We start from the raw sequence: 22601 nt of genomic DNA on the forward strand, positions 1-22601 counted from the left end.
TCATCCTTCCTGTTCTTTTAGAGTCAAAATTTGTATTGCTTTATCGTAGGTTGAGTTAATACGCTCAGTAGCGTTGGGGGTGTCTGCGTCGGTTAGTAAATCTGTCGCCCAAGCATGTTCCTCTGATTTTTCAAAATCTAAACCTAGTGCTAATGACATGTCTATGTATAAACAGACATCACGTTCCGATACAATCTGATATTGTTCGCAGTTTTCTACGCAATGCTCAATCAAAGGGTAAAGTTTTTCCTCTCCCAATTCATTATAATGTTCAGGGAAAAATTCACTAATGTGATTAATCATCCTATGTTGAAAGCTAATATAAGCTTCTTTATTAAGCTGTTTTTCCTGTCTAGAACTAATTGTTAGCATAAGTGTATTAATACGTTAGTTTTTATCGTATCAAACTTGCTTATGTTGCTGTGATAAGCATACGAATAGGTTAAATATTAACCATATTAGATAGTGCTTTAATAATTGTCAAACACCAATTGTCAAACACCAAAATGCAATTGATAAACTTTCTGTGTGTAGAATTCACCCTTGTTAACCGCCACTATAGTTAGTAGCCGTGATAACTGTTTGGTTAAGTATTAGTTGGCAGGATAGTATTTGATTATGTCATGATTTAAGGTGGGTTTTCTTTAGCCTTGTCAGTCGAGCCACCACAACCTACAAAACCACTAACTTAAATCAAGAGCATAGGGTTTGAGTAATTCCATCGGTATTATTTCTAATGCTTTAATATGCGTTCTTTGTAAATAGACTCGTGGGGCTCTATCGTTTGCTAATGCTTCCATCCATCTTGCGGCACATAAACACCAAGAATCACCTGCTTTTATTCCTTTAAAGCCAACTTCTGGTACGGGGGTCGATAAATCGTTACCTGCAAAGCGAGAATATTCTAAAAATTGGCTAGAAGCTTCAATGCACACAGTATGTGAGCCGACATCTTGCTCACAAGTATTGCACTTGCCATCGCGATAAAAGCCTGTGACTGGATTTCCACCACAAATCTTTAACGGTTCACCAAAAACATTTACTGACTTTTCCATTTCCATCTTTATTCCTAAAACTATAACTAAATAGCAATACTATACCCAAACCAATGGGAGATGCTAGTTTAACAAGTCTTAATACAACTGAATTTTTAGTAACGGCTCTGTTCGTAATAATTATCACACTTTTAGTCTTGTTATTTTGCTCTTAAAAAATAATTTTTTATAAAAATAAAGGATTTATTTGAATCACAATAAGAAGTCAGATATTGATTTTGCTGTTAACAAAAAGTAATGAAAAATGATTTATTCTATAGGTTCGTAAGGTGGCAGGTGAGTTCTGGTCCCTGTTTAGGCAGAGATGCATGTTGAAAGTTTGGCCAACTTGGCTAGGATTGCTTGCAGGGCTAGTTGTATTGGTTTGTATAGTAAAAATGAACATAAATACATTACCAAATACAAATGATTGGCCATCCTAGCCTTCAGGTAATTCGTCTATCAAAAGATAGTTGATATATAATTTAAATATTAATTTTCAATTGGTTAAGTGTTTCTTAAGTTGGGTTGATGTTAAGTAAAGTCTAAACACCTTATTCAGGGAAGTAGGTTAAGGCTTTACTCTATTTTCAGTTTTAGTTAATGGTTTACGCTTTTAATTAATACCAATTTCATTAATTAAGTGATCTATTTTATACGTAGAAAAAATTGCCAAATACAAGGCCTTTATTTCAATAACGAGTTGGTCTAATTATTAAATAAATAACGATGTAGTTGGTGATCTTGTCAAGTAGAAATGATCACATAGTTAGTAGGGTTGGCATAAGTCTATTAATCTTGTTCCTCCCAAATTTCTGGCCAATATCGATAAATACTATGCCCGTATTTGTCTAGGCGAGTTTGAGCTTTTGCCAAATAGCGTAAACTTTGCTCTTTTACTTTTGTTTGATCAGCAATCAGCAAGGTATAGTGGTTATTAGCAAGTACTTTGTTATTATTGTCTTTAATTACGACGGCAACTTCAAATGAGCCTACGGCATCGCTCGGAATTTGCCAGTTGATATCGATAAATGATTCAGCACTATCTCGTTTAACATTAACTAATTTGGAGCAAACGTACTGAGGTGTTAGTAAATCAACATCCTACTTGTTCACATATTTTTGCAGCGGTTTCTTTTAATGATTGTATTAATCGGTTTTTAGTTTCGTCGTCACCTAAAATGGAGGTAAGGGAAGATACGGCTAGTGCTGCGATAACTGAACCTTCGGGCTTTCCGATAATTACAGCACAATCTGTTACACCATCAGTTAGTTGGCTTTTTCTAAAGCAATGGCCATTTGTTAAAATGTCTTGTAGTTGTTGCTCAAGCGCCGCTTTATCTTTTATGCTCATTTTAAGATAGCCTTCATCGCGTTCATAAATTAATTGCTTCACTGCTTCATTACTATTTGCCAATAACACTCGGCCAGATGTGGTATTAACGGTTGGGAACAAAGTACCTTCGGCAATAGAAAGCGAAACAGGGGCATGACTTCTTGCATGAACAATAACTAACACTTTACTTTGATAAAGAATGCTCAAATGTGCGGCATAGCCTGATTGTGCTGAAAAATCTTCCATTATCGGTATCGCTGATTGGCGAAGTTGGTCAATTGGCGAAATTTTACGTGAAAGGCTATAGAGTTTTAGTGAAACACTATATTTTCCTGAAATGTCGTCACGTATTAAATAGCCTCTACTCTCTAAACCTACTAATACGCGATAGATTTCATTCGCTGAACGCTCAATCCCTTGGGCTATTTCGGTTTGAGATAAGGGGACGGCTTTTGAGGCGAGATATTCTAGAATATCAAGTCCTTTATCGAGTGCCGGTACGGCATATTTATTACTTTTTTCTTCGCTCATGTTGTCCCTACAGATTGATTATTCATTATCAAAAAAGTACAAAAATAACGTACGCATGTTGAAATGATAGATTATGAGAATGATAAATTTATTTATATTTGTATCTTAAAATTCATATGAGAATAAAACAAGCGAAAGCGCTTATAAATCTGTAATATGTTTTATGCGGCATGGGGTTTAAAAGTCAACTTAATAACAGTCCTTCTATTGCTCAAGAAACAAGTGCAGTGTCACACTTTAATCAGGTTCAACAACAAACAGGCCAGTACTTATCAAGGTTAATGACGAATCGTACTTTTTTGAAAAAAATTAGACAGTAATTTTGTACTTTAGTGTTTTTTTTAAGTATTTTGTTTTTTTATTTAACGGCATAATTTTTATTTTTATAAAAATTATGCCTTTTTATTTAGCCCTGAGGGATTATTTGAGGGCTATACTCATTAAGGTGTCATGCGCTGTTAAATACAGTGTCTTTTCATCGGCAGATAAAGCGCAATTAGCAGTCAGTTTACCTGTTTTAATTTTGGCTAATACTTTCCCTTTAGGCGTAATTAACCACACACCACCGGGACCGGTTGCAAAAATAAGTCCGCTTGAATGAACAGCCATACCATCAGGCATGCCTTGCTCTCCTGCTACGCCTATATATTCGCTAGCGTCTATCAATACTCGTTTGTTACTTACTTTGCCGTTAGGCGATAGATCATAAGCTAGCCAATGAGGAAACGATTGATCTGATACGGCGACATATAAGGTTTTTTCATCTGTTGATATGGCTATGCCATTAGGGTAGCTAACTTTGTCGTCAAGCAATTGTAAGTCACCATCTTGTGTTAAACGGTATACCCCTTGAAAATCCAGTTCTTTTCGTTTGTCATCCATTATGTCTTTTAAACCATAGGTCGGATCGGTAAAAAACAAGCTACCGTCAGAATGAAATGCTGCATCATTAGGGCTATTGAGGCGTTTACCATTAAAGTAACCCGCCAAGGTTTTATAATTGTCACGTGGTGATGAGGTAGGCGCATTCATTATTGCTATTCGCCTATCACCTTGTTGTAAAATGATTAAATTACCTTGTGAATCAAGTAATAACCCATTTGAACCTTGAGTGTAGTCTCCTTGGTGTAACCCTGTTGCACCGGCATTTTCTAAATAAACACTAACGCCTTCAATAGGGTGATATTTCATGATCTTGTCATTAGGAATATCTGAAAAAATTAAATAACCTTCTTTTGCTAGCCATAATGGTCCTTCAGTCCAAGCAAAGTTAGCTGCTAACGTTTTAATAACTGATGATTTATCTATAATCGCATTGGCTTCATGTGACATTATTTCAATTGAAGGTTCAACTGTGCTTACTGTTGAATGAGCGTCATTACTGTTGGCTGAATTTGACATGGCGCATGACGTTAGCGCGAGGGTCAATAATGCAAATGTTAATTTATACATGTTTAATACCTTTGTTTTTTGGTAGTTTTGCAAGGTAAGCTCGTACTAACGTGATTAAATCATTTTGTTGTGCCGGCGTTGTTACTGCGCTAGTTAAGTCGTTGCCAACGCCAACGCCTATTGCTCCTGCTGAAAACCAGTCTTGAATATTATCCAAATTTACCCCACCAACAGGCATTAAAGGTGTGTCTGAAAAAGGCCCCTTAAGGCTATTAAAATAGTCTAATCCTAATGAGCCTGCCGGAAATACTTTAATTAAGTCAGCGTTATAGCTTATAGCTTGTGCTATATCGGTTGGTGTTAGTGCGCCCATTAGTACTGGAATACCCTTAGAATGCGCTAGTTGCACAACGCTTTCATCAGTATTGGGGGTAACTAAAAATTGTGCGCCCGCTTCAATAGCCTTGTTCGCTCTTTCAGTATTGATTACGGTGCCTGCTCCCACGAGTATGTTGGGATAATTAGCACGAGTTTTGCTAATTTCTTCACAATAGCCAGGGGTGTTTGCTGTAATTTCTAAGGTGGTAACTCCTCCTTCAACCAAACATTTTATTACGGGCTGTATTTCTGATTGTGATGCAAGTCGTATTATAGCAACTAATTGACTTTCAATGATTTTGCTAAGCGTGTTAGTGCGTTGTTTATCTAAAGTTTTGTCCATTTTTTTTACCTAAATTGTCATGTTAGTTTTGATTTGTTATATGCTTGAGTTGGTTTTTTTTCGGGTAATGGTTCATCAATCCGTTGTATTTTTCCAACAAGAAATAAGTAGGATAAGCAACCAATAGCAGCCAAACTCGCAATAAATATCAGGGCAGGTTTAAAGTCACCATCTTCAACTAGGAAACCAATAATAATAGGTACAACAACGGCAGAAAGACCGCCAACCGAATTAAAGCAGCCGCCGACTAAACCCACCAAATGTTTTGGTGCAAGGAGTGAAACAAATACCCAGGCGATTGATGACAAACCATTACCAAAAAATGCAATAGATAGAAATGTGATAACCCAAAATGTATCGTCAGTATAATTTGCACCTACAATACAGGTTGTTAATAGTAACCCGATAATAATGGGCGCTTTACGAGCAAACTCTTTTGAAACACCTTTTCTAACTAAATAGTCTGAACTGAATCCAGAAATTAATACGCCAAAAAAGGCTGCTAAAAAGGGGACTGAGGCTAAAAATCCCGATTGAATAAAATCTAAACCTCTATACTCAACCAAATAAGTAGGAAACCAGGTAAGGAAGAACATTAATGTTCCGCCTAAACAAAATTGACCTATATAAATACCCCAGAGTTTTTTACTTGAAAATACGGAAATAAAGTCTGCACGAGTAAAATTACTTTTCTCTGGTTTATTTTCTTTGTCTTGTCCGGAGTAGTGTCAGCAAGTAGTGATAACTCTTGTTCATTAATGCTCGGATGTTCTTGAGGATCTCGATAAAAAATATACCAAATAATGGCCCAAAAAATACCAATGATGCCTGAAATAATGAATAGTCCACGCCGACCAAAGTTATTTTGTATAATAGCTAAAAAGGGCATTAAAAATGCTAAGCCAATAAATTGCCCTGAGGTATATACGGCAATAGCAGATGCACGTTCATTTTCTGGAAACCAAGTGGTTATAATTTTGTTATTACAGGGGTAAGAGGGGGCTTCAAAAGCGCCAATAGCCATTCTGCAACCAATTAACGCTGCAAATGAACTTACCATGCCTTGCACTAAGGTAGCTAATGACCACATGATTAATATGAAAGGATATAAAATGCGCGTTTTTACTAAGTCAACGGTTATCCCTCCCGGTATTTGCAGTATTGAATAGGTCCAACCAAAGGCTGAAAATATTAACCCCATTTGAACAGACGTAAGGCTGAGCTCTTCAGTTAATGCCGCGGCAGCGACAGAAATATTGGTTCTGTCCATGTAGTTAATAACAACACTCAAAAAAATAAGTGTTAACATGTGAAACCGTTTTTTGGTTGGTTTCTCTTTAGCAATAAATTTGGTGTTTTCCATATTTTTTCCATTATTTATATATTGACATTTATATCTATTTTTATAGCGAATTACCAATTAGTGTACGAACCATCACTTTTGAATAAGCGCGGAGCTTCCCAGTATTTAAAAGTTAAATCTTTAATTTCGTCTTCATTAACATCTATACCTAAACCAGGAAGGTTTGAAACATTAAAAGCGTTGTTTATTACTTCAGGACGATTAACAAAGTAACGATCGTAGTCAGTTAAATCACCATCGTAAGGTGGTAGTTCAAGCCATGCCATGTTTGGAATTGCAGCGCAGTAATGAATTGAAGCGGCAGCACATATTGGGCTTAATGGGTTATGAGGCATCATATCTATGTAATGTAACTCACATAGCGCAGCGATTTTCATTGATTCGGTAAAGCCTCCTGCATTGCATATATCAACACGACCAAAATTAGTTAACCCGGTCTCGGTATAAGGAGCAAAGTCCCATTTGTCGGTTAGTTCTTCACCTATCGCCAAAGGAATATCACACATTTTGCGAAGTGCTTGGTAAGCCGTAGGCGATTCATTTCTAATTGGTTCTTCAATAAAGTCAATTGTGCCAACAGGCATTCGCTGTATGAACGATACCGTTTCAGGAACCGACAATCTATGGTGGTAATCAATCCCTAATGTTATTTCAGGGCCAAGTGCTGCTCTTGCTTTAGTTAACCAGGTTGCTGCTTGATTAATTGATTTTCTTGGATCAAAGAGTTCAGGCTTTTCAGCATCCCCTAATTGTCCTGTTGTTGTTCTTATAACTTGCCAACCTTCATTTTTTAGTCGTAATACGTCATCAACTAATTCGGGACCCATTGGGGCTACTGTTGTAGCAAATAAAGGGATTCTGTCTCGTTGTTTTCCTCCGAGCAATTGATATACCGGAATGTTTAAACTCTTCGCCACTAAGTCATGTAAGGCAATGTCAACGGCTGCAATAGCGGCAGCTAATACGCGTCCGCCTTCAAAATATTGGCTGCGATATATCTCCTGCCAAAGCGCATTAATGTTTGTTGGGTTTTTACCTATCAAAAATTCTCTAAAATGTTCCACGGCTCCCATAACGGCTTTTTCACGACCTGATAACCCAGACTCTCCCCAACCATAAAAACCTTCATCGGTTTCAACTTTTACTAAACACACGTTTCTAAAACCGGCCCAAAAACCATATGCTTTTATATTTGTAATTCTCATGTAAATCCTCTGAAACTTAGATTTTTCGTGTGATTATCTAAGTATCTATATAATGTAAAATATAACTTGTGTGCTCAATATACATCAGATTGCACATAATTTGGTAGTGTTTAATGATTTATTTTTATATAATTAGTGTGCTTTAGTCTTATTGTTTATGTTTTATAGACGTTATGTTTATAAAAGTGAAAGCGGTGGTTTTCTAAGTGAATGTTAGAGGTGAACTTTATCTTTATGTTATTAAAGAGTTTTTATTTTTTATTTTTTGTATTTCGATTTTAAAGATTTCTTTTTTTACTTAATAGATAATCGATTAAATTTAATAAATAATTATTAACAAAATACTATTAATTTTAAATAGAGTACTAAATCATTACTTGACACTTATTTATCTATATTTATATTTGTATGTAAGGTTTATATATGAATAGTGGCGATGTAAGACAATCAGCCATAACGAATAGCCGAGAAGATGGCTTGTCATCTTATCTTTATACTCAAGATATCAGTAAAATCATGCACTCCATTGCCAATATGCAAGTAGGTACTATTTTTGTAAACAAACAAATTATTGGTTACATACAAGGGTATCACTCAGGTCATAAACAAAGTGGTACTGGCGGTGAAGATGGTGTTTATGGTATTGAAAACTACTTACAAAAAAGAACAGTTTATTTAAACTATAATTAATTTATCAATTGCCTAAAATAAAGTCTTGGTAAAGCTAACCTATCAATATAATTCAATATATATAGGTTAGCTTTGATTAGATTAACCTGTTTAAATAATTCCAAAATTTAGTTAGCTAAAGTTTTTAAATTATATTTCTGTTTAATTGCACATAATATTAATACACCACTTTACAAATACTAGTCTCTAGTGTAAATTGTTAACAATAAACTGTTTAACATTGTCTTATTTGATGGATATATTAATGAATTCAACACCCAATAAAATAATAACAATAGAAATAGCGTACTATCAAGTACCATTAGAGGAAGTATTATCGGATGCTAAGCATGGCGATCATACTCACTTTGAACTAATTCTTTGTAAAATCGGCTGTGAAGATGGCACTGAAGGTGTTGGTTATACCTACACGGGCGGAAAAGGCGGTCGGGCTATTTATTCTCTTTTAAATGATGAGTTTAAACCTTTGCTGTTGAATCAAGACGCTTCTCAAATTGAAAATATTTGGGACGAAATGGAGTGGCATTTACATTATGTCGGTCGTGGTGGTTTAGTCAGTTTTGCGATGTCTGCAGTCGATATTGCCTTATGGGATGTGCGTTGTAAACGTTTAAATAAACCGCTTTGGCAAGTAGCAGGTGGTGCAAATAATACAACGGCATGTTATGCCGGCGGTATTGATTTAAATTTTTCGCAAGAAAAGTTATTAAACAATATTCAAGGTTATCTTGATAACGGCTATAAGGCAGTGAAGATTAAAGTAGGTAAAGAAAATCACCGTGAAGATGTTGAACGGGTTGCTGCAGTTAGAGAGCTTATTGGCTCAGATGTTGTTTTTATGGTGGATGCAAACTATTCGTTATCGGTAGAGCAAGCCATTGTTTTTGGTAAAGCAATTGAACAATACAATATTACGTGGTTTGAAGAGCCCACAATACCTGACGATTATTTAGGCTTCGCCAAAATTGCAGACAATATTAATATTCCACTCGCTATGGGCGAAAACTTACATACATTACATGAATTTGGCTATGCAGTAGCACAAGCAAAATTAGGCTTCTTGCAACCTGATGCGTCAAATATTGGCGGTATTACTGGCTTTTTGAGAGTTGCAAAAATGGCAGAGGAAAATAACTTACCGCTTTGTAGTCATGGTATGCATGAATTACATGTGTCTTTATTGGCCTCTCAAGCACATGCAGGTTATTTAGAAGTACATTCATTTCCAATCGATCAATACACAAAACATCCTCTTCAATTAGATGAAAATGGCAGAGCTATTGCGCCAGATGTGGCAGGAACAGGCGTAGTTTTCGATGATGCGCTACTTGATCAATATTTAATTAAACATTCTTAAGGGTAAAAAAAATGGTCGCTGCTCGTTATATAGGTAATAAAGGTTTTGATTTAGTCGGCGAAGAACTGGCGCCTCAAGTCGGTGAAGTACGTTTAAACGTAGGATATGTAGGTATCTGTGGTACAGATATGCATATTTATCACGGTGTAATGGATCAACGTGTTTCTATTCCACAAACGATAGGTCACGAAATTTCAGGTGTTGTGGCAGAAATTGGTGCGGATGTTACTGGTTTTACAGTGGGTGAAAAAGTTGTTGTTCGTCCTCTTGATTGGTGTGGTGATTGTCCTACGTGTAATGCAGGACACACGCATATTTGTCAAAATCTTAAATTTATGGGTATTGATACTCCCGGTGCTTTCCAGTCAAGCTCGACAGTTAAAGCGCGTACCTTACATAAATTACCTGCCGGTGTTGATTTAAAACAAGGTGCGTTGGTTGAACCTTTATCAGTAGCTTGTCATGATGTACGTCGTTCACGTTTAGTTGCAGGCGAAAAAGTTGTTGTTTTAGGTGGTGGTCCCATTGGTCAATTAGTTGCGGCTGTTGCGAAAAGTGTTGGTGCAGAAGTATTAGTGTCTGAACCAAACGAATCTCGCCGCGCATTTGCTGACGAATTAGGTGTCAAATCAGTTAACCCTATCGAACAAGACCTAGCAGCTTACGTTGATGAATGGACGGAAACTAAAGGTGCTGATGTAGTATTTGAAGTTTCGGGCGTCAAGCCGCCAATCGATGCGATGACTCAAATAGCAGGACGTCGCGGACGTATTGTTATGGTGGCGATTCATAGCACTAAACCTGAAATTGATCTATTCCAATTTTTCTGGAAAGAACTTGAGTTACTTGGTGCTCGTGTATACGAAGCAGAAGACTTTGATTGGGCGATTGAATTAATAGCTTCAGGTAAGATTGATCTTAAACCATTTATTAGTTCAGTAAGTCCATTGACTGACATTGGATCTGCATTCGCTAGCATGGATGGTAATCCTGAAGGAATGAAAGCACTTGTTGAATGTAACGCAGAGTAACGCATAATAGTTTGATATTAGAAACAAGGTTTTAAAAATGAATAAGATGTTCGAAAAGTTTAGTTTGGAAGGCAAAGTAGCCTTAGTTACCGGTTGTAAACGTGGTATTGGTAAAGGTATCGCATTAGGGCTAGCAGAAGCGGGTGCTGACATTATTGGTGTTTCAGCATCGTTAGAACTTGAAGGCTCTGACGTTGAAAAAGAAGTAAAAGCCCTAGGTAAAAACTTCAAAGGTTACCAATGTGATTTTGGTGACCGCGATGCTTTATATACTTTCATCAAAGCAGTAAAAGCGGATTTCCCTAAAATTGATATTTTAGTGAACAATGCCGGAACTATTTTGCGCGCGCACCGGTTGAGCACGGTGATGATATTTGGGATAAGGTAATTGATGTTAACTTGAACTCACAATTTATTCTTAGCCGCGAAATTGGTAAAGAAATGGTTAATCGTGGCGCAGGTAAAATCATCTTTACGGCTTCTTTATTAACATTCCAAGGTGGCATTACGGTTCCTGGTTATGCAGCAAGTAAAGGTGCTATTGGCCAGTTGGTTATGGCACTGTCTAACGAATGGGCCGGTAAAGGCGTAAACGTTAATGCCATTGCACCGGGTTATATAGATACAGATAACACGGAAGCACTTCGTGCAGATGCAGAGCGTAATGCGGCTATATTAGGTCGTATTCCACAAGGTCGTTGGGGTAATCCTGAAGACTTTAAAGGACCAAAAGTATTTTTAGCTTCTGAAGCTGCTAGTTATGTTAACGGCGCTATCTTATTGGTAGATGGCGGCCGGATGGGGAGATAATTCCATGACTATTCCAACGTACAAATTTCATAACGATGTAAACTTTATTAATGGTGAATATATTTCATCAAAAGTAGACGGTAAAATTGATATTTTAAGTCCGTCTACAGGTGAAGTGATTGGCGCTATTCCAAAAGGATGTAGCGATGATGCACAACATGCACTAGAAGTTGCTGATGCCGCTCAAAAACAATGGGCTAAATTAACAGCACGCACACGCCAAAGTATTCTTCGTAACTTTGCCAATAAAATTCGTGAAAACAAAGATATTCTTGCACCTATGCTAGTGGCTGAACAAGGTAAATTGTTATCTGTTGCACAAATGGAAGTAGACGTTACCGCTACTTTTATTGATTACGCTTGTGATCATGCGTTAACCATTGAAGGTGATATTCTTCCTTCAGATAACGAAGACGAAAAAATTTACATCCACAAGGTACCACGTGGTGTTGTAGTGGGGATTACTGCTTGGAACTTTCCGTTGGCACTTGCCGGTCGTAAAATTGGTCCAAAGATTAATCACTGGAAATACTATTGTATTAAAGCCAACACAAGAAACGCCTTTAGCAACAACCGAATTAGGTCGTATCGCTAACGAAGCGGGTATTCCTGCCGGTGTGCTTAACGTGATTAATGGTTCTGGTTCAGTTGTTGGTCAAGCATTATGCGAAAACCCAATTACTAAAATGATCACCATGACAGGCTCTACAGCCGCAGGTAAGCAAATTTACAAAACGTCTGCTGAATACATGACTCCGGTAATGTTAGAGCTAGGTGGTAAAGCACCTATGGTTGTAATGGAAGATGCTGACTTAGACGCAGCCGTTGAAGGCGCTCTTTGGGGGCGTTTTGCTAACTGTGGTCAGGTTTGTACTTGTGTTGAACGTTTATATGTTCAAGAAAGTGTTTATGAAAAATTCATGGACAAATTCTTACCGGCAGTTAAAGCGCTTCGAGTTGGCGACCCTATGAACCCTGATACACAAATGGGTCCTAAGTGTAATCAACGTGAAATTGAAAACATTGATCACATCGTACAAGAAAGCATTAAGCAGGGCGCAACTGTAGCGACGGGTGGTAAAACTGCTACTGTTACTGGTTTTGATGGCGGTTGTTGGTATGAACCTACGTTACTAGTTGACGTTGCACAAGACAACATAGCTGTACACGAAGAAACCTTTGGTCCTGTTTTACCTATTATTAAAGTTAAAGATATGGACCAAGCTATCAAATTCTGTAACGACAGTATTTACGGCTTAAGCGCTTATATTTATACAAAAAACTTTTTCGACATTAACAAAGCAATCAACGAATTAGACGTTGGTGAAGTATATGTTAATCGCGGAATGGGTGAACAACATCAAGGCTTCCACAATGGTTGGAAACAAAGTGGTTTTGGTGGCGAAGACGGTAAATTTGGTCTTGAGCAATACCTAGAAAAGAAAACAGTCTATATGATGGAAAAGTAATGACGTGATAGTCGTGCTGTAAAACTCTCCCTTACGATGCTCTTTTTTATTGAGTATTCTGCCGATAATAATGAACTTATTATCGGCTTTTTTTTATCAGGCATTTTTTGAGCTTTTAGCGCGCATGGTTAGCGCGAAGTAAGCGAAGTAATATTTCGCCGCCTATTTGGTTTAAACTTAAGCCTTCTTGTTCACCTATGGCAGCTAAATTTACATTATTTATATTTGTTGTTTTACTGACGCCAGACTCGATTGAATTGATCACTAAGTTTTTGATCAAAATTGTCGATATTTTAATTTTTTGCTGAGGTTTACCTCGTGTTTTTTTATCTTTAGTGTGTTCAATAATAGGGCCTGCTTGTGGGTGTTCATTTTTATATTCAACGGCATTAAGATTAGGATGACTTTCAGCATACAATTTAGCGCTTACTTGTGGGTATTGCTGAGGGTAATCATTCGCGAGTTTTGTGGTAATGCTATTAATAATTTGCTCTATATTCGTTCCTTTACTATTTTTTTCTATATTTAAGGTAAGCTTATTCACGGTAACTTTATGCACCGCTGTTAACATTGTTTGTTTTTGTGTTGGTGACAATTCAACAGACACTTCATCAATAGTGAGGGCATTTTTAGCTTGATAGTGGCCAATATTTACTAAGCTAATGCCTTTAAATGTTGCGATACCAGAATCGGCTGCAAAATCAGCCTGGGTAATAGTCGTTTCTTGTCCAGTGTAATAATTTCCCTGCAATGTGATTTGGCTAGCTAAATATTCATTGAGAGAACTATTGGCTAAATACCAAAGCATGGTGCTAAAAAATAACAATAAGGTGAAAGCAATAACGGCGAGTTTATTCAAGACTTGTTCTCTATTTGCGATTAATAGTTGATATTTTAAGGTAAATTGACGGTAGGGTAAATGCCATAGTCGATTCTTTACGTTATAATCATGATGCATCCTTACTATACCAAGTCGAGATTTTCATTTATGCCTAAAGACAACTTTATTGCAAACCGATTACCGTTATTTCTTATTTTATTTTTACTTGTTGCGTTGATAATTTATATTCAATGGCCAAAAGGCGAGCAAGTGTCAAAAGAATACAAACGTGTTGTCTCAGTTAAAGTAACAACACCTCAGTGGACTGAATTTAATAATGGTATTGAAGCAATAGGTACAGCCAGGGCTAATGAGCAAGTACTAATTAGTAGTAAATACTCAGATTTAGTTGATCAGATTTTATTTGAAGATGGCCAACTAGTAAAAAAGGGTGATGTACTAGTTCATTTAAATAGCCAAGAAGAATTGGCTAAAGTAAGTGAATTAGAAGCGAATTTGTCTGAATCAACGGCACAGTTAAAACGTTTTGAAGATTTACTTTCTTCAAAAGCAACGTCTAAGTCATTAGTGGACCAACAAGAAGCTAAAACCAAAGCAATTGCAGCACAATTACAAAGTGCGCGCACTAAATTAAATGACTTGTCAATTAAAGCGCCGTTTGATGGCATTTTAGGGTTTAGAGAAATAAGTCTTGGTGCTTATATAGACGCGGGAAGTGTTATTACAAGCCTGGATGATTTATCTTTGGTCAAAGTTGACTTTAACCTTCCAGAGCGTTATTTAACGACGATTAAGCATGGACAATCAGTTATTGCCATTAGCTCGGCTTATAAAAACCAACAGTTTAAAGGTAAAATCACCTCTATTGATACACGTATTAATCCTGTAACGCGATCGTTAAAAGTACGCGCTGAAATAGTCAATGATGATTTAGCTTTACGACCTGGCATGTTGCTTAATATTGAAGTTGTAAGACAAGTTGAAACCTTACTGCAATTACCAGAAAGTGCCATAATTCCAATTGAAGACCAACATTTTGTTTTTATTATTCAACAAGGTAATGAAGAACAAAGTGTTTTGCGCAAAAGTATACGTTTAGGAAGGCGACTTCCTGGCTTTGTTGAAATACTTGAAGGGGTGAATCAAAATGATCTTGTGGTTATTGAAGGGGCACTTAAATTAAGTGATGGTACATCAGTAACCATAATTAATTCACAGGAAACACCAAGCCTAGAGGATAAAGCCAAGTGATTTTATCTGATATTTCTGTTAAAAGACCTGTTTTTGCCACTGTTATAAACTTACTCATTATTACCTTTGGTATCGTTGCTTTTTTAATGTTACCACTGAGAGAGTATCCAGATATTGACCCACCAATCGTTAGTATTAATACAAACTATCCAGGTGCTTCTGCTGCGATTGTTGAAACAAAAATCACGCAAGTGCTTGAAGATAGAATTAGTGGTGTAGAAGGCGTTAAATCCATTACGTCTAATTCGAGAGTAGGGCGTTCCAATATTACCATTGAATTTCATTTAGATCGTGACATTGATGCGGCCACGAATGATGTTCGTGATCGTATTTCTCGCGCGTTAAATAATATCCCCGAACAAGCTGATCCACCTGAAGTATTTAAAGCCAACGATGATGAAAACGTTATTGTTTGGTTTGTTTTACAAAGTGAGTCAATGACCACGTTGGAGTTAACTGACTATGCAAATCGGTATATTGTTGATCGTTTTGCTGTAGTTGATGGCGTTGCACGTGTCCGTCTTGGTGGTGGTCGTACTTACGCCATGAAAATATTGTTAAACCGAACTGCGATGGCTGCGCGCAATGTTACCGTTCAAGATATTGAATCAACGCTTCGCAGTGAAAATGTTGAGTTACCGGCAGGGCGAGTTGAATCAATTGATAGAGACTTTTCTATTCGTGTTCAACGAAGTTATTTAACACCTCAAGACTTTTCAAACATGGTTGTAACTCGAGCTAATGACAATTCTCTTGTGCGGTTAGGAGATATAGCCAAAGTGAGTATTGATGCCTTAGATGATGAAAACATGTTTCGAGGTAATGGTAAGAATATGGTTGGGCTAGGTATTATTAAACAGTCGAAAGCCAATACCTTAGAAGTTGTTAAGTCAGCACGTAAAGAAATGTTATCAGTACAAAATTCATTACCGATGGGAACAACCATAACCAATAGTTACGACTCTTCTGTTTTTATACAAGGCTCTATAGAAGAGGTTTACAATACTTTGGTTATTGCCATGATAATGGTTGTTTGCGTTATTTTCTTATTTTTAGGAAATATTAGGGCCACTATTATTCCGCTTACTGTACCTGTAGCCTTAATTGGTTCAATGATGACATTATCTTGGTTTGGATTTTCGATTAATTTATTGACCTTATTAGCACTTGTTTTAGCTATTGGTTTAGTGGTTGATGATGCGATTGTTGTGCTAGAAAACATTTACCGTCGAATAGAAAACGGTCAACCGCCATTAATTGCCGCTTACGAAGGTGGTAGAGAAGTGGCTTTTGCAGTTATTGCAACAACCTTAGTCTTAGTTGCCGTATTTGTTCCGCTCGTGTTTTTATCGGGAAATGTTGGACGTTTATTTACAGAGTTTGCGATTGCTATTGCTGCTGCGGTCGTTTTTTCAAGCCTTACAGCTTTAACGTTAACCCCGATGTTGTGTTCTAAAATGTTGAAACATAAAGAACGTAGTTCTTCATTTGGTCAGTTTTTAGATAGGAAATTTTCTAAAATTGAAGCTTCGTATGCTCAGGCGTTATCAAAAAGTATCCATCAACCTATTCTTATTATCAGTATTATCGCCTTGTCGCTTGTTGCTGTTTATTTATTGTTTATGCAATTGCCGTCAGAATATACCCCTAAGGAAGATCGAGGTAATCTTTTTATTGTTATGCAAAGTGCAGAAGGGGCAAGTTATGAAAATAACGTTAAAAATATGCAAACTATCGAAGACAAACTACTGGCATATAAAAAGCGAGACGAGCTTGACCGTGTGATTGTTAGAGTGCCTGGCTTTGGTGGTACTGGCGGCGTTGCCATTGTAGGAATGCCTGATTGGGGAGAACGTAGTTTTGACACGTTTGAATTTATTGGCAAAATAAATAAAGAATTAGACAGTATTACCGATGTTAGAGCTTTTGCTATGATGCGTCGTGGTATTGGCGGTGGTGGAGGTGATTCGCCTGTTGCTTTCGTGTTGCAAGGAAATACCTATAGTGAACTAGCAAAATGGCGCGATATTGTGATTGAAGCAGCACAAAAAAATCCAAACCTTACTTCTATTAATAGCGACTATAAAGAAACCTATCCACAATTAATGGTGAAAATAGATCGTGATAGAGCCTATGATTTAGGTGTTCCTGTTGGTGATATTGCAGAAACATTGGAAACAATGTTAGGGCAACGCCGAGTTACCACGTTTGTTGAACGGGGAGAAGAATACGATGTAATTATTGAAGGTGATGAAGAACAATATCGTAGTCCTGCTGATATTGACAATATTTACGTGCGTTCACCAACATCAAATGAGCTGATTCCTTTATCTAATTTAATTAATATAACTGAAGAAGCAACCTCATCACGATTAAACCGCTATAACCGTTTGCGTAGCGTCACAATTACCGCCAATTTAGCCGATGGATATGCACTAGGTGATGCTTTAGATTTTCTAAAAAATATAGCGGATCAACAACTACCCGAAGAGGCACAAATAGATTACAAAGGTCAGTCATTGTTACTAAAAGAATCTGGCAGTTCTATTTTATTGGTGTTTGTTTTAGCATTATTGATTACTTTTTTAGTGCTTGCAGCACAGTTTGAAAGCTTTATTCATCCATTTGTTATTTTGTTAACCGTGCCATTAGCGCTAGTGGGAGCTTTGCCGGCCTTGAGTTGATGGGGATGAGTTTAAATATTTACAGTCAAATAGGTATTGTAATGCTGATTGGCTTAGCGGCAAAGAATGGTATCTTAATTGTTGAATTTGCTAATCAATTACGTGATAAAGGTGTGATGTTTGAACAAGCACTAATTAATGCAGCACAACAGCGACTAAGGCCCATTGTGATGACGACATTTACCACGGTAATTAGTGCCGTGCCCTTGGTGTTAGCTTCAGGCCCTGGGGCTGAGAGTAGAATGGTTATCGGTGTGGTTATATTTGCGGGTGTATCATTGGCAAGTCTTTTTACTTTGTTTATTGTGCCAGGGGCTTATTATTGGCTTTGTCAGAACACGGGATCTCCACAAGCTATTGCTAATGAAATAGCGAAAGAACAAAAAGCTTTAGCGTTAAGAACAAAGGCAGATTAAGGAAAGATGATGTTCAGCAAAGAGGGGGAATTTAACAAGATAGTTAGCAAACCGCCTATGTATTTTAAATTACGTAGGCGGTAAATAATACGGAGATAAATTCAACGATTTAAATTGCGTTACTTGGTACACTTGTTGGGTTGATATGTTCTATCGGATAACAACCTAATACTTTGATGAAATTGGTATGTTCGGTAATTTCACTGATTGCTTCTTGTAAGGCAAAGTTTTTTAAATTGGCTTCAACATCAATATAAAACATTTCTTCCCATGGTCGGCCTTGAATGGGACGAGATTCCAGTTTGCACATGTTAATCCCTTTTTCTTTAAGTACTAATAAACACTCAACTAAAGCACCTGCTTTTTGGCCTGTGGCTAAGATAATAGTTGTTTTCGCCGGAATTTGTTCGGCAACATCAACGGCTTTTCTTGCCACAAGAATAAAGCGAGAGTGGTTTTCATTTTGATTGGCGATTGATTTCTCTAATGCTTGTAATTGATATAGATGGCCACCTTCTTCACTACCAATGACAGCTATAGTTTTATCTTTTAACTCAGACACTTTAAGCATGGCATCGGCCGTGCTATCACAATATTCAATACGAATACCGGATTGCTTATCTAAAAAATTACTACATTGAGCAAAAGGTTGCCCGTGGGCGTAAATGGTTTTTATGTTTTCTAAACTCGTATTTACTGCCGTAAGTAAGCAATGTTCAATGGGTCGGGTAATTTCCCCAACAATTGACAAATTAGTGTGTTGCAATACATCATAAACCTGATTAATGCTTCCAGAACTTGTGTTTTCAATAGGTAACATGCCGTAATCAACTTGGCCTGACTCGACTTGTTGTAAAATTTCACTAAAACTTTGGCAACCAGATTCTATGATTTTTTCTGCGCGTCTAGAAAAGTATCGATGGCTTGCTAGATAACTGTAAGAGCCTTTGTCACCTAAAAAAGCAACGCTAACAGTAGGCGTTTGAATATCAGGGTTAGCTAAGCTTTGTAAGTACGCTTGTTGGTTTAACACTGAGTCTTCAATGATACTTTGAAAAATACTGGTCACATAATGTGCGTCTAAACCTAGTTCTTTACCTTGTTTTATTAAACGAATTAATAACTCTTGTTCGCGTTGTTGATCACGAATTGGTCTAACTTGCTGTACTTTACTTTTAGCAACATTTAATGTGAGCGCACGACGTTTAGCAAATAAAGTTAATAACTCTTTGTCTAAGCTTGTTATTTGTTTTCGTATTTCGTTTAAATCTAATTTTTCGCCCACGTTTAGTTCCTATTTTGCTGTTTTTACTATTATGCTAAAGAAAAACCCTATAAATGAAGGTTTTAATTAAATAATTGGCTAGAGCGCTTACTCTATCGAGCTTGGCTTATTTATGTCAATAGTTTCTTTAGACCGTTTTTTTATTCAATACCATTTTAAGAGATACAATTTTAAGGGATACAATGAAAAATGATAGTAAAACTACAGATAGTTGCTACAAACCATACTAAGCTACGAAGCTTATCAATATTCATCAGATAAAAAATGTTGTACACCACACGAGCACACACATGAACAACAGCAAGCAGTGCAATATTATCTCCCGTATTATGTGTTGCCATGGCTAATAAAACAGCAGGGGCAAAAATAATGAGGGATTCAAACGCATTTTGATGAGCGGCTAATGCTCTAGCCCCAAAACCAGTTAACTTACCTTGTTGTTCTCTGGGATGATTGTTATTGTATCCGCCTAATTTGTTCATTGCGATCGCAACAGGGACTTTGGCCAAAAAGGGTAATAAAGCGGCGATAAATAAACACCAAATTAAAATCGTCATGTTTTTTCCTTATAATATTTTAGTTGTATTATTTACGGTTAACTGAGCATCAATAGCTAAGTAATGTTAATGTGTATTTGGTTTCTCCTGGTAAAAAAGCAGAAGGTTTTCCTTGCTCCCAATCAGCATGTCCTTTACCGTAAAATGGGCTCCATGGATGCCCTGATTGGCTAGTAGGCATATGAAAAATTCCTGTTTCTTCGTGTCCAGGAGAGATTACCATACGTTGTGATGCACCAAAACGTTTCCCTTGTACTTTCGGCATTAAACTATCACCAGATAGAGCCTTTGCCGGCATATCTAACCACCTTCCAATAAAAGGTATGGCATTACTTAACGGATGTTTGATTTCTGTCGTATTTTGCTGCCCCCATGTTGCGTTAGCCAGTTGTTGTTTTTCACCAGACGCTAAGGTTGTCATATCATTAATCGTTTTTTGCAATGCTTGATTAAAAACAGCCTGCCGGCTGTTTAATGGTCGCATGAGAAAATTTTCTGGTTGCTGATTAACTAATTGCCACAAAGGTACTTCTATTTGATTTTGAATACTTCTGAAACTAAAAGCAGTGTTTAGATTGTTTAATGTTGTATTGAGTTCACTAAAAATCAAATCCCGCACATTAATACGAAAGTTTCTGACGATACGATAGCTTACTGAGTCGATACTCGCACTGAGTGTTTTATCATTTGATAATACGTTTTTTACGTCATTGAATTCAGCATGTTCAGCTAATGCTTGCTCATTAAGTACTTTGGTAAGTAAAAAGTTTTGCCAAGGCTTTAAAAATACAGCTCGGTCATCTAAACCTATTGATAACAAAGATTTTTCATCAAATGTGTTAAGGGTTAACAAATCATCACGAATTTGACTTGCCCGTGCGCCTAAGGCATAACCTCCATTGCCAATTTTATCTAGCATTTCTCCACCCACAACACGAGCGTTTGCTGTCCACAAGCGATTATTATCAGGATTCATTATCTGGGGGTACTCCGATGGAGATAAGTAACGTGACCCAACCATTACTCTTGGTATGCCAATAGGTTGGAGTTTCACCAACGTCACCGAATTTTCTAAGTAAAGGCCCCATAATCGTCCACTCGACATTACCCGTTTTATCTCCGACAAGCATGTTTTGTGCAGGCATACCACTCCTCGCGGCGATATTGAATGCTTGCGAAACTTGTGTAGCACGTTCTAATTCTGTTGAGGTAAAGTTCACGGCATGTTTGTCGTGAGCAACCCATCGAAAAACGAGGAGTTCGCCTTGATGGTTTTTACCAATAACCGGTCCCCAAATAGTTTCTTTTATAATCACTTCAACTGGTTTTTCGTTTTTAATGGCAATAAGTTGTTTATGAAAATTGAAATTTTCAACACCATTTGGGGTCATGTATTGTTGATCATTATTAATGCTTTTAAGTTTGATCACATCATTATAATCACCGTAGCTATTAGTGAATCCCCAAGCAATATGACCATTACTTCCAACAATCATACTAGGCACACCAGGCAACGTGGCACCGCCCACTTTGATTTTTTGATTAGCTGTAGGGTATTCAAAACGTGCTCTAAACCAAGTATTTGGAACTCGTAGCCCTAAGTGCATATCATTAGCAATCATGGCACTGCCTGTACTGGTAAGTTTGCCTGATATTCCCCAATTATTCGATCCTGGAAAATCTCCGACTTGATATTGTTGTAGTATATCATTTTGATCAATACTAATATGATCAATACCATGTGAGGCAATAGCATTTATAAGTGGTGATTGTGACTGTTTGGCACTAGATGCTGACGGCCAAGCATTTTTTGGCATGGGGGAGGGTTTATAATGACTGTTATCAATTGCCGCGTCCCAAATACTGCCTTTAGGATTTAAGAATGCATAAACATCAGCTGATAAAATAGCCTTCATTAATCCTAATGTACGTTCACGTACCCCGTCTTTGTTTTGTAAATCAATGTACATGCTAAAAACCGTTAAAATCGAGTCTTCTTCACTCCACAGTGTCGGTTCTTGTTGCAATAATAGATATTCAAAAGGATGAGAACTTATATATTTTAACCCTTGATTCACACCTCTTGTGTAAGATTTTAATAAGGCTCTTTGATCTTCAGGTAAATTTTTAACAATTTCTATCGCTCTTTCTCGGAACCGATGAACGCGAATTGACTTGTCGTAATTAAGAGCGGCATTACCAAATAAACTTGATAATTCGCCACGGAATTGCGCCTTAATAAATCCATTTGAAAAAAACGCTCTTGCGCATGAACAAAGCCAGTAGCAACAGCAACATCCAAGCGGTTACTGGCTTTAATTGTAACAATACCTTGCTCATCTCGCTCAATAGTCGCACTTTTACTTAAGCCGAAGACTGTTTTTTTACCTTCTAAAATAGGTAAGGCGCCTTCTACTTGGCTATAAATCCATGTGGCGACAGAAGCAATTACAAGAGAACTAACCAGTAATATAGAGATAATGATTTTTTTTATAAGTTTTTTGTTTAGCATAACATAGTAAAAAATGTTGAAAAATAATGGTAATAAGTGAAATAAAGAATAACTTATTACTTCATACTAGCGAAGCTTTTGTTGTTTTTATTGGAAACTGAATCTGTTGTGTATGT

At 37.1% G+C, this 22601-nt stretch carries 15 protein-coding genes and 5 pseudogenes; 7 read left to right on the forward strand and 13 right to left on the reverse strand.

The window, feature by feature from the left end:
• From L3081_RS22410 to L3081_RS22445, 8 genes are all read right to left on the reverse strand, one after another.
• Positions 1–372 (reverse strand): hypothetical protein, encoded by a 372-nt coding sequence (locus L3081_RS22410; protein ID WP_242288502.1) that lies wholly within the window; start codon positions 370–372, stop codon positions 1–3.
• Positions 373–683: 311 nt separating this feature from the next.
• Positions 684–1061: a DUF2237 family protein gene (locus tag L3081_RS22415; protein ID WP_242288503.1), complete on the reverse strand. Its 378-nt coding sequence runs from the start codon at positions 1059–1061 to the stop codon at positions 684–686.
• A gap of 1069 nt (positions 1062–2130) precedes the next feature.
• Entirely contained in the window at positions 2131–2901 is a 771-nt protein-coding gene (locus tag L3081_RS22420; RefSeq protein ID WP_242288504.1) for an IclR family transcriptional regulator, read from the reverse strand.
• Between the two features lie 420 nt (positions 2902–3321).
• Positions 3322–4353, reverse strand: a complete 1032-nt coding sequence (locus tag L3081_RS22425) for an SMP-30/gluconolactonase/LRE family protein (RefSeq protein ID WP_242288505.1) — start codon at positions 4351–4353, stop codon at positions 3322–3324.
• Positions 4346–5014: a bifunctional 4-hydroxy-2-oxoglutarate aldolase/2-dehydro-3-deoxy-phosphogluconate aldolase gene (locus L3081_RS22430; RefSeq protein ID WP_242288506.1), complete on the reverse strand. Its 669-nt coding sequence runs from the start codon at positions 5012–5014 to the stop codon at positions 4346–4348. The genes L3081_RS22425 and L3081_RS22430 overlap by 8 nt, the downstream gene beginning before the upstream one ends.
• A gap of 17 nt (positions 5015–5031) precedes the next feature.
• Positions 5032–5610, reverse strand: coding sequence for an MFS transporter (locus L3081_RS22435; RefSeq protein ID WP_420839778.1), 579 nt, complete (start codon positions 5608–5610; stop codon positions 5032–5034).
• Positions 5611–5636: 26 nt separating this feature from the next.
• Entirely contained in the window at positions 5637–6377 is a 741-nt protein-coding gene (locus L3081_RS22440) for an MFS transporter (RefSeq protein WP_242288507.1), read from the reverse strand.
• A gap of 50 nt (positions 6378–6427) precedes the next feature.
• Positions 6428–7582 carry a mandelate racemase/muconate lactonizing enzyme family protein gene (locus L3081_RS22445; RefSeq protein WP_242288508.1) on the reverse strand — a complete coding sequence of 385 codons (1155 nt, stop codon included), beginning with the start codon at positions 7580–7582 and terminating at the stop codon, positions 6428–6430.
• Positions 7583–8005: 423 nt separating this feature from the next.
• Between L3081_RS22445 and L3081_RS22450 the strand changes: the two genes are divergently transcribed.
• From L3081_RS22450 to aldA, 5 genes and pseudogenes are all read left to right on the forward strand, one after another.
• Positions 8006–8272, forward strand: a complete 267-nt coding sequence (locus L3081_RS22450) for an aldehyde dehydrogenase family protein (protein WP_242288509.1) — start codon at positions 8006–8008, stop codon at positions 8270–8272.
• Positions 8273–8516: 244 nt separating this feature from the next.
• On the forward strand, positions 8517–9629 hold the full coding sequence (locus L3081_RS22455; RefSeq protein ID WP_242288510.1) for a mandelate racemase/muconate lactonizing enzyme family protein: 1113 nt from the start codon (positions 8517–8519) through the stop codon (positions 9627–9629).
• 11 nt (positions 9630–9640) lie between these two features.
• Entirely contained in the window at positions 9641–10660 is a 1020-nt protein-coding gene (locus tag L3081_RS22460; protein ID WP_242288511.1) for a zinc-dependent alcohol dehydrogenase, read from the forward strand.
• Positions 10661–10706: 46 nt separating this feature from the next.
• Positions 10707–11470, forward strand: a pseudogene (locus L3081_RS22465) (2,5-didehydro-3-deoxy-L-galactonate 5-reductase).
• Positions 11471–11474: 4 nt separating this feature from the next.
• Positions 11475–12939 (forward strand): annotated as a pseudogene (gene aldA / locus L3081_RS22470) (aldehyde dehydrogenase).
• A 115-nt stretch (positions 12940–13054) separates the two neighbouring features.
• Here the strand turns inward: aldA and L3081_RS22475 are convergent.
• Positions 13055–13897 carry a hypothetical protein gene (locus L3081_RS22475; RefSeq protein ID WP_242288512.1) on the reverse strand — a complete coding sequence of 281 codons (843 nt, stop codon included), beginning with the start codon at positions 13895–13897 and terminating at the stop codon, positions 13055–13057.
• Here L3081_RS22475 and L3081_RS22480 point away from each other — a divergent pair.
• The gene (locus L3081_RS22480; protein ID WP_242288513.1) at positions 13889–15031 is read left to right on the forward strand and encodes an efflux RND transporter periplasmic adaptor subunit; all 1143 of its coding nucleotides are present in this window, start codon (positions 13889–13891) and stop codon (positions 15029–15031) included. The genes L3081_RS22475 and L3081_RS22480 overlap by 9 nt on opposite strands.
• Positions 15028–18131: pseudogene (locus L3081_RS22485) on the forward strand (efflux RND transporter permease subunit). Before L3081_RS22480 ends, L3081_RS22485 begins: the two are co-directional and overlap by 4 nt.
• Positions 18132–18243: 112 nt before the next feature.
• Here L3081_RS22485 and pheA read toward each other — a convergent pair.
• From pheA to L3081_RS27470, 4 genes and pseudogenes are all read right to left on the reverse strand, one after another.
• Positions 18244–19416, reverse strand: a pseudogene (pheA, locus tag L3081_RS22490) (prephenate dehydratase); the annotation flags it as partial.
• Between the two features lie 170 nt (positions 19417–19586).
• A complete protein-coding gene (locus L3081_RS22495; RefSeq protein WP_242288514.1) occupies positions 19587–19973 on the reverse strand; it encodes an MAPEG family protein in 387 nt (128 codons plus the stop codon).
• Positions 19974–20022: 49 nt separating this feature from the next.
• The gene (locus tag L3081_RS27465; protein WP_274620707.1) at positions 20023–20949 is read right to left on the reverse strand and encodes a penicillin acylase family protein; all 927 of its coding nucleotides are present in this window, start codon (positions 20947–20949) and stop codon (positions 20023–20025) included.
• A pseudogene (locus L3081_RS27470) lies at positions 20939–22485 on the reverse strand (penicillin acylase family protein). Before L3081_RS27470 ends, L3081_RS27465 begins: the two are co-directional and overlap by 11 nt.
• Positions 22486–22601: the final 116 nt, after the last annotated feature.

This window comes from Colwellia maritima, assembly GCF_022669015.1.
Taxonomy (GTDB): domain Bacteria; phylum Pseudomonadota; class Gammaproteobacteria; order Enterobacterales; family Alteromonadaceae; genus Colwellia; species Colwellia maritima.

What these genes read in the sequence shown, in the direction of transcription:
- L3081_RS22410 (WP_242288502.1), bottom strand. Translation starts at nt 372, where the DNA reads ATGCTAACAATTAGTTCTAGACAGGAAAAACAGCTTAATAAAGAAGCT.
- L3081_RS22415 (WP_242288503.1), bottom strand. Translation starts at nt 1,061, where the DNA reads ATGGAAATGGAAAAGTCAGTAAATGTTTTTGGTGAACCGTTAAAGATT.
- L3081_RS22420 (WP_242288504.1), bottom strand. Translation starts at nt 2,901, where the DNA reads ATGAGCGAAGAAAAAAGTAATAAATATGCCGTACCGGCACTCGATAAA.
- L3081_RS22425 (WP_242288505.1), bottom strand. Translation starts at nt 4,353, where the DNA reads ATGTATAAATTAACATTTGCATTATTGACCCTCGCGCTAACGTCATGC.
- L3081_RS22430 (WP_242288506.1), bottom strand. Translation starts at nt 5,014, where the DNA reads ATGGACAAAACTTTAGATAAACAACGCACTAACACGCTTAGCAAAATC.
- L3081_RS22435 (WP_420839778.1), bottom strand. Translation starts at nt 5,610, where the DNA reads ATGTTCTTCCTTACCTGGTTTCCTACTTATTTGGTTGAGTATAGAGGT.
- L3081_RS22440 (WP_242288507.1), bottom strand. Translation starts at nt 6,377, where the DNA reads ATGGAAAACACCAAATTTATTGCTAAAGAGAAACCAACCAAAAAACGG.
- L3081_RS22445 (WP_242288508.1), bottom strand. Translation starts at nt 7,582, where the DNA reads ATGAGAATTACAAATATAAAAGCATATGGTTTTTGGGCCGGTTTTAGA.
- L3081_RS22450 (WP_242288509.1), top strand. Translation starts at nt 8,006, where the DNA reads ATGAATAGTGGCGATGTAAGACAATCAGCCATAACGAATAGCCGAGAA.
- L3081_RS22455 (WP_242288510.1), top strand. Translation starts at nt 8,517, where the DNA reads ATGAATTCAACACCCAATAAAATAATAACAATAGAAATAGCGTACTAT.
- L3081_RS22460 (WP_242288511.1), top strand. Translation starts at nt 9,641, where the DNA reads ATGGTCGCTGCTCGTTATATAGGTAATAAAGGTTTTGATTTAGTCGGC.
- L3081_RS22480 (WP_242288513.1), top strand. Translation starts at nt 13,889, where the DNA reads ATGATGCATCCTTACTATACCAAGTCGAGATTTTCATTTATGCCTAAA.
- L3081_RS22475 (WP_242288512.1), bottom strand. Translation starts at nt 13,897, where the DNA reads ATGCATCATGATTATAACGTAAAGAATCGACTATGGCATTTACCCTAC.
- L3081_RS22495 (WP_242288514.1), bottom strand. Translation starts at nt 19,973, where the DNA reads ATGACGATTTTAATTTGGTGTTTATTTATCGCCGCTTTATTACCCTTT.
- L3081_RS27465 (WP_274620707.1), bottom strand. Translation starts at nt 20,949, where the DNA reads ATGAATCCTGATAATAATCGCTTGTGGACAGCAAACGCTCGTGTTGTG.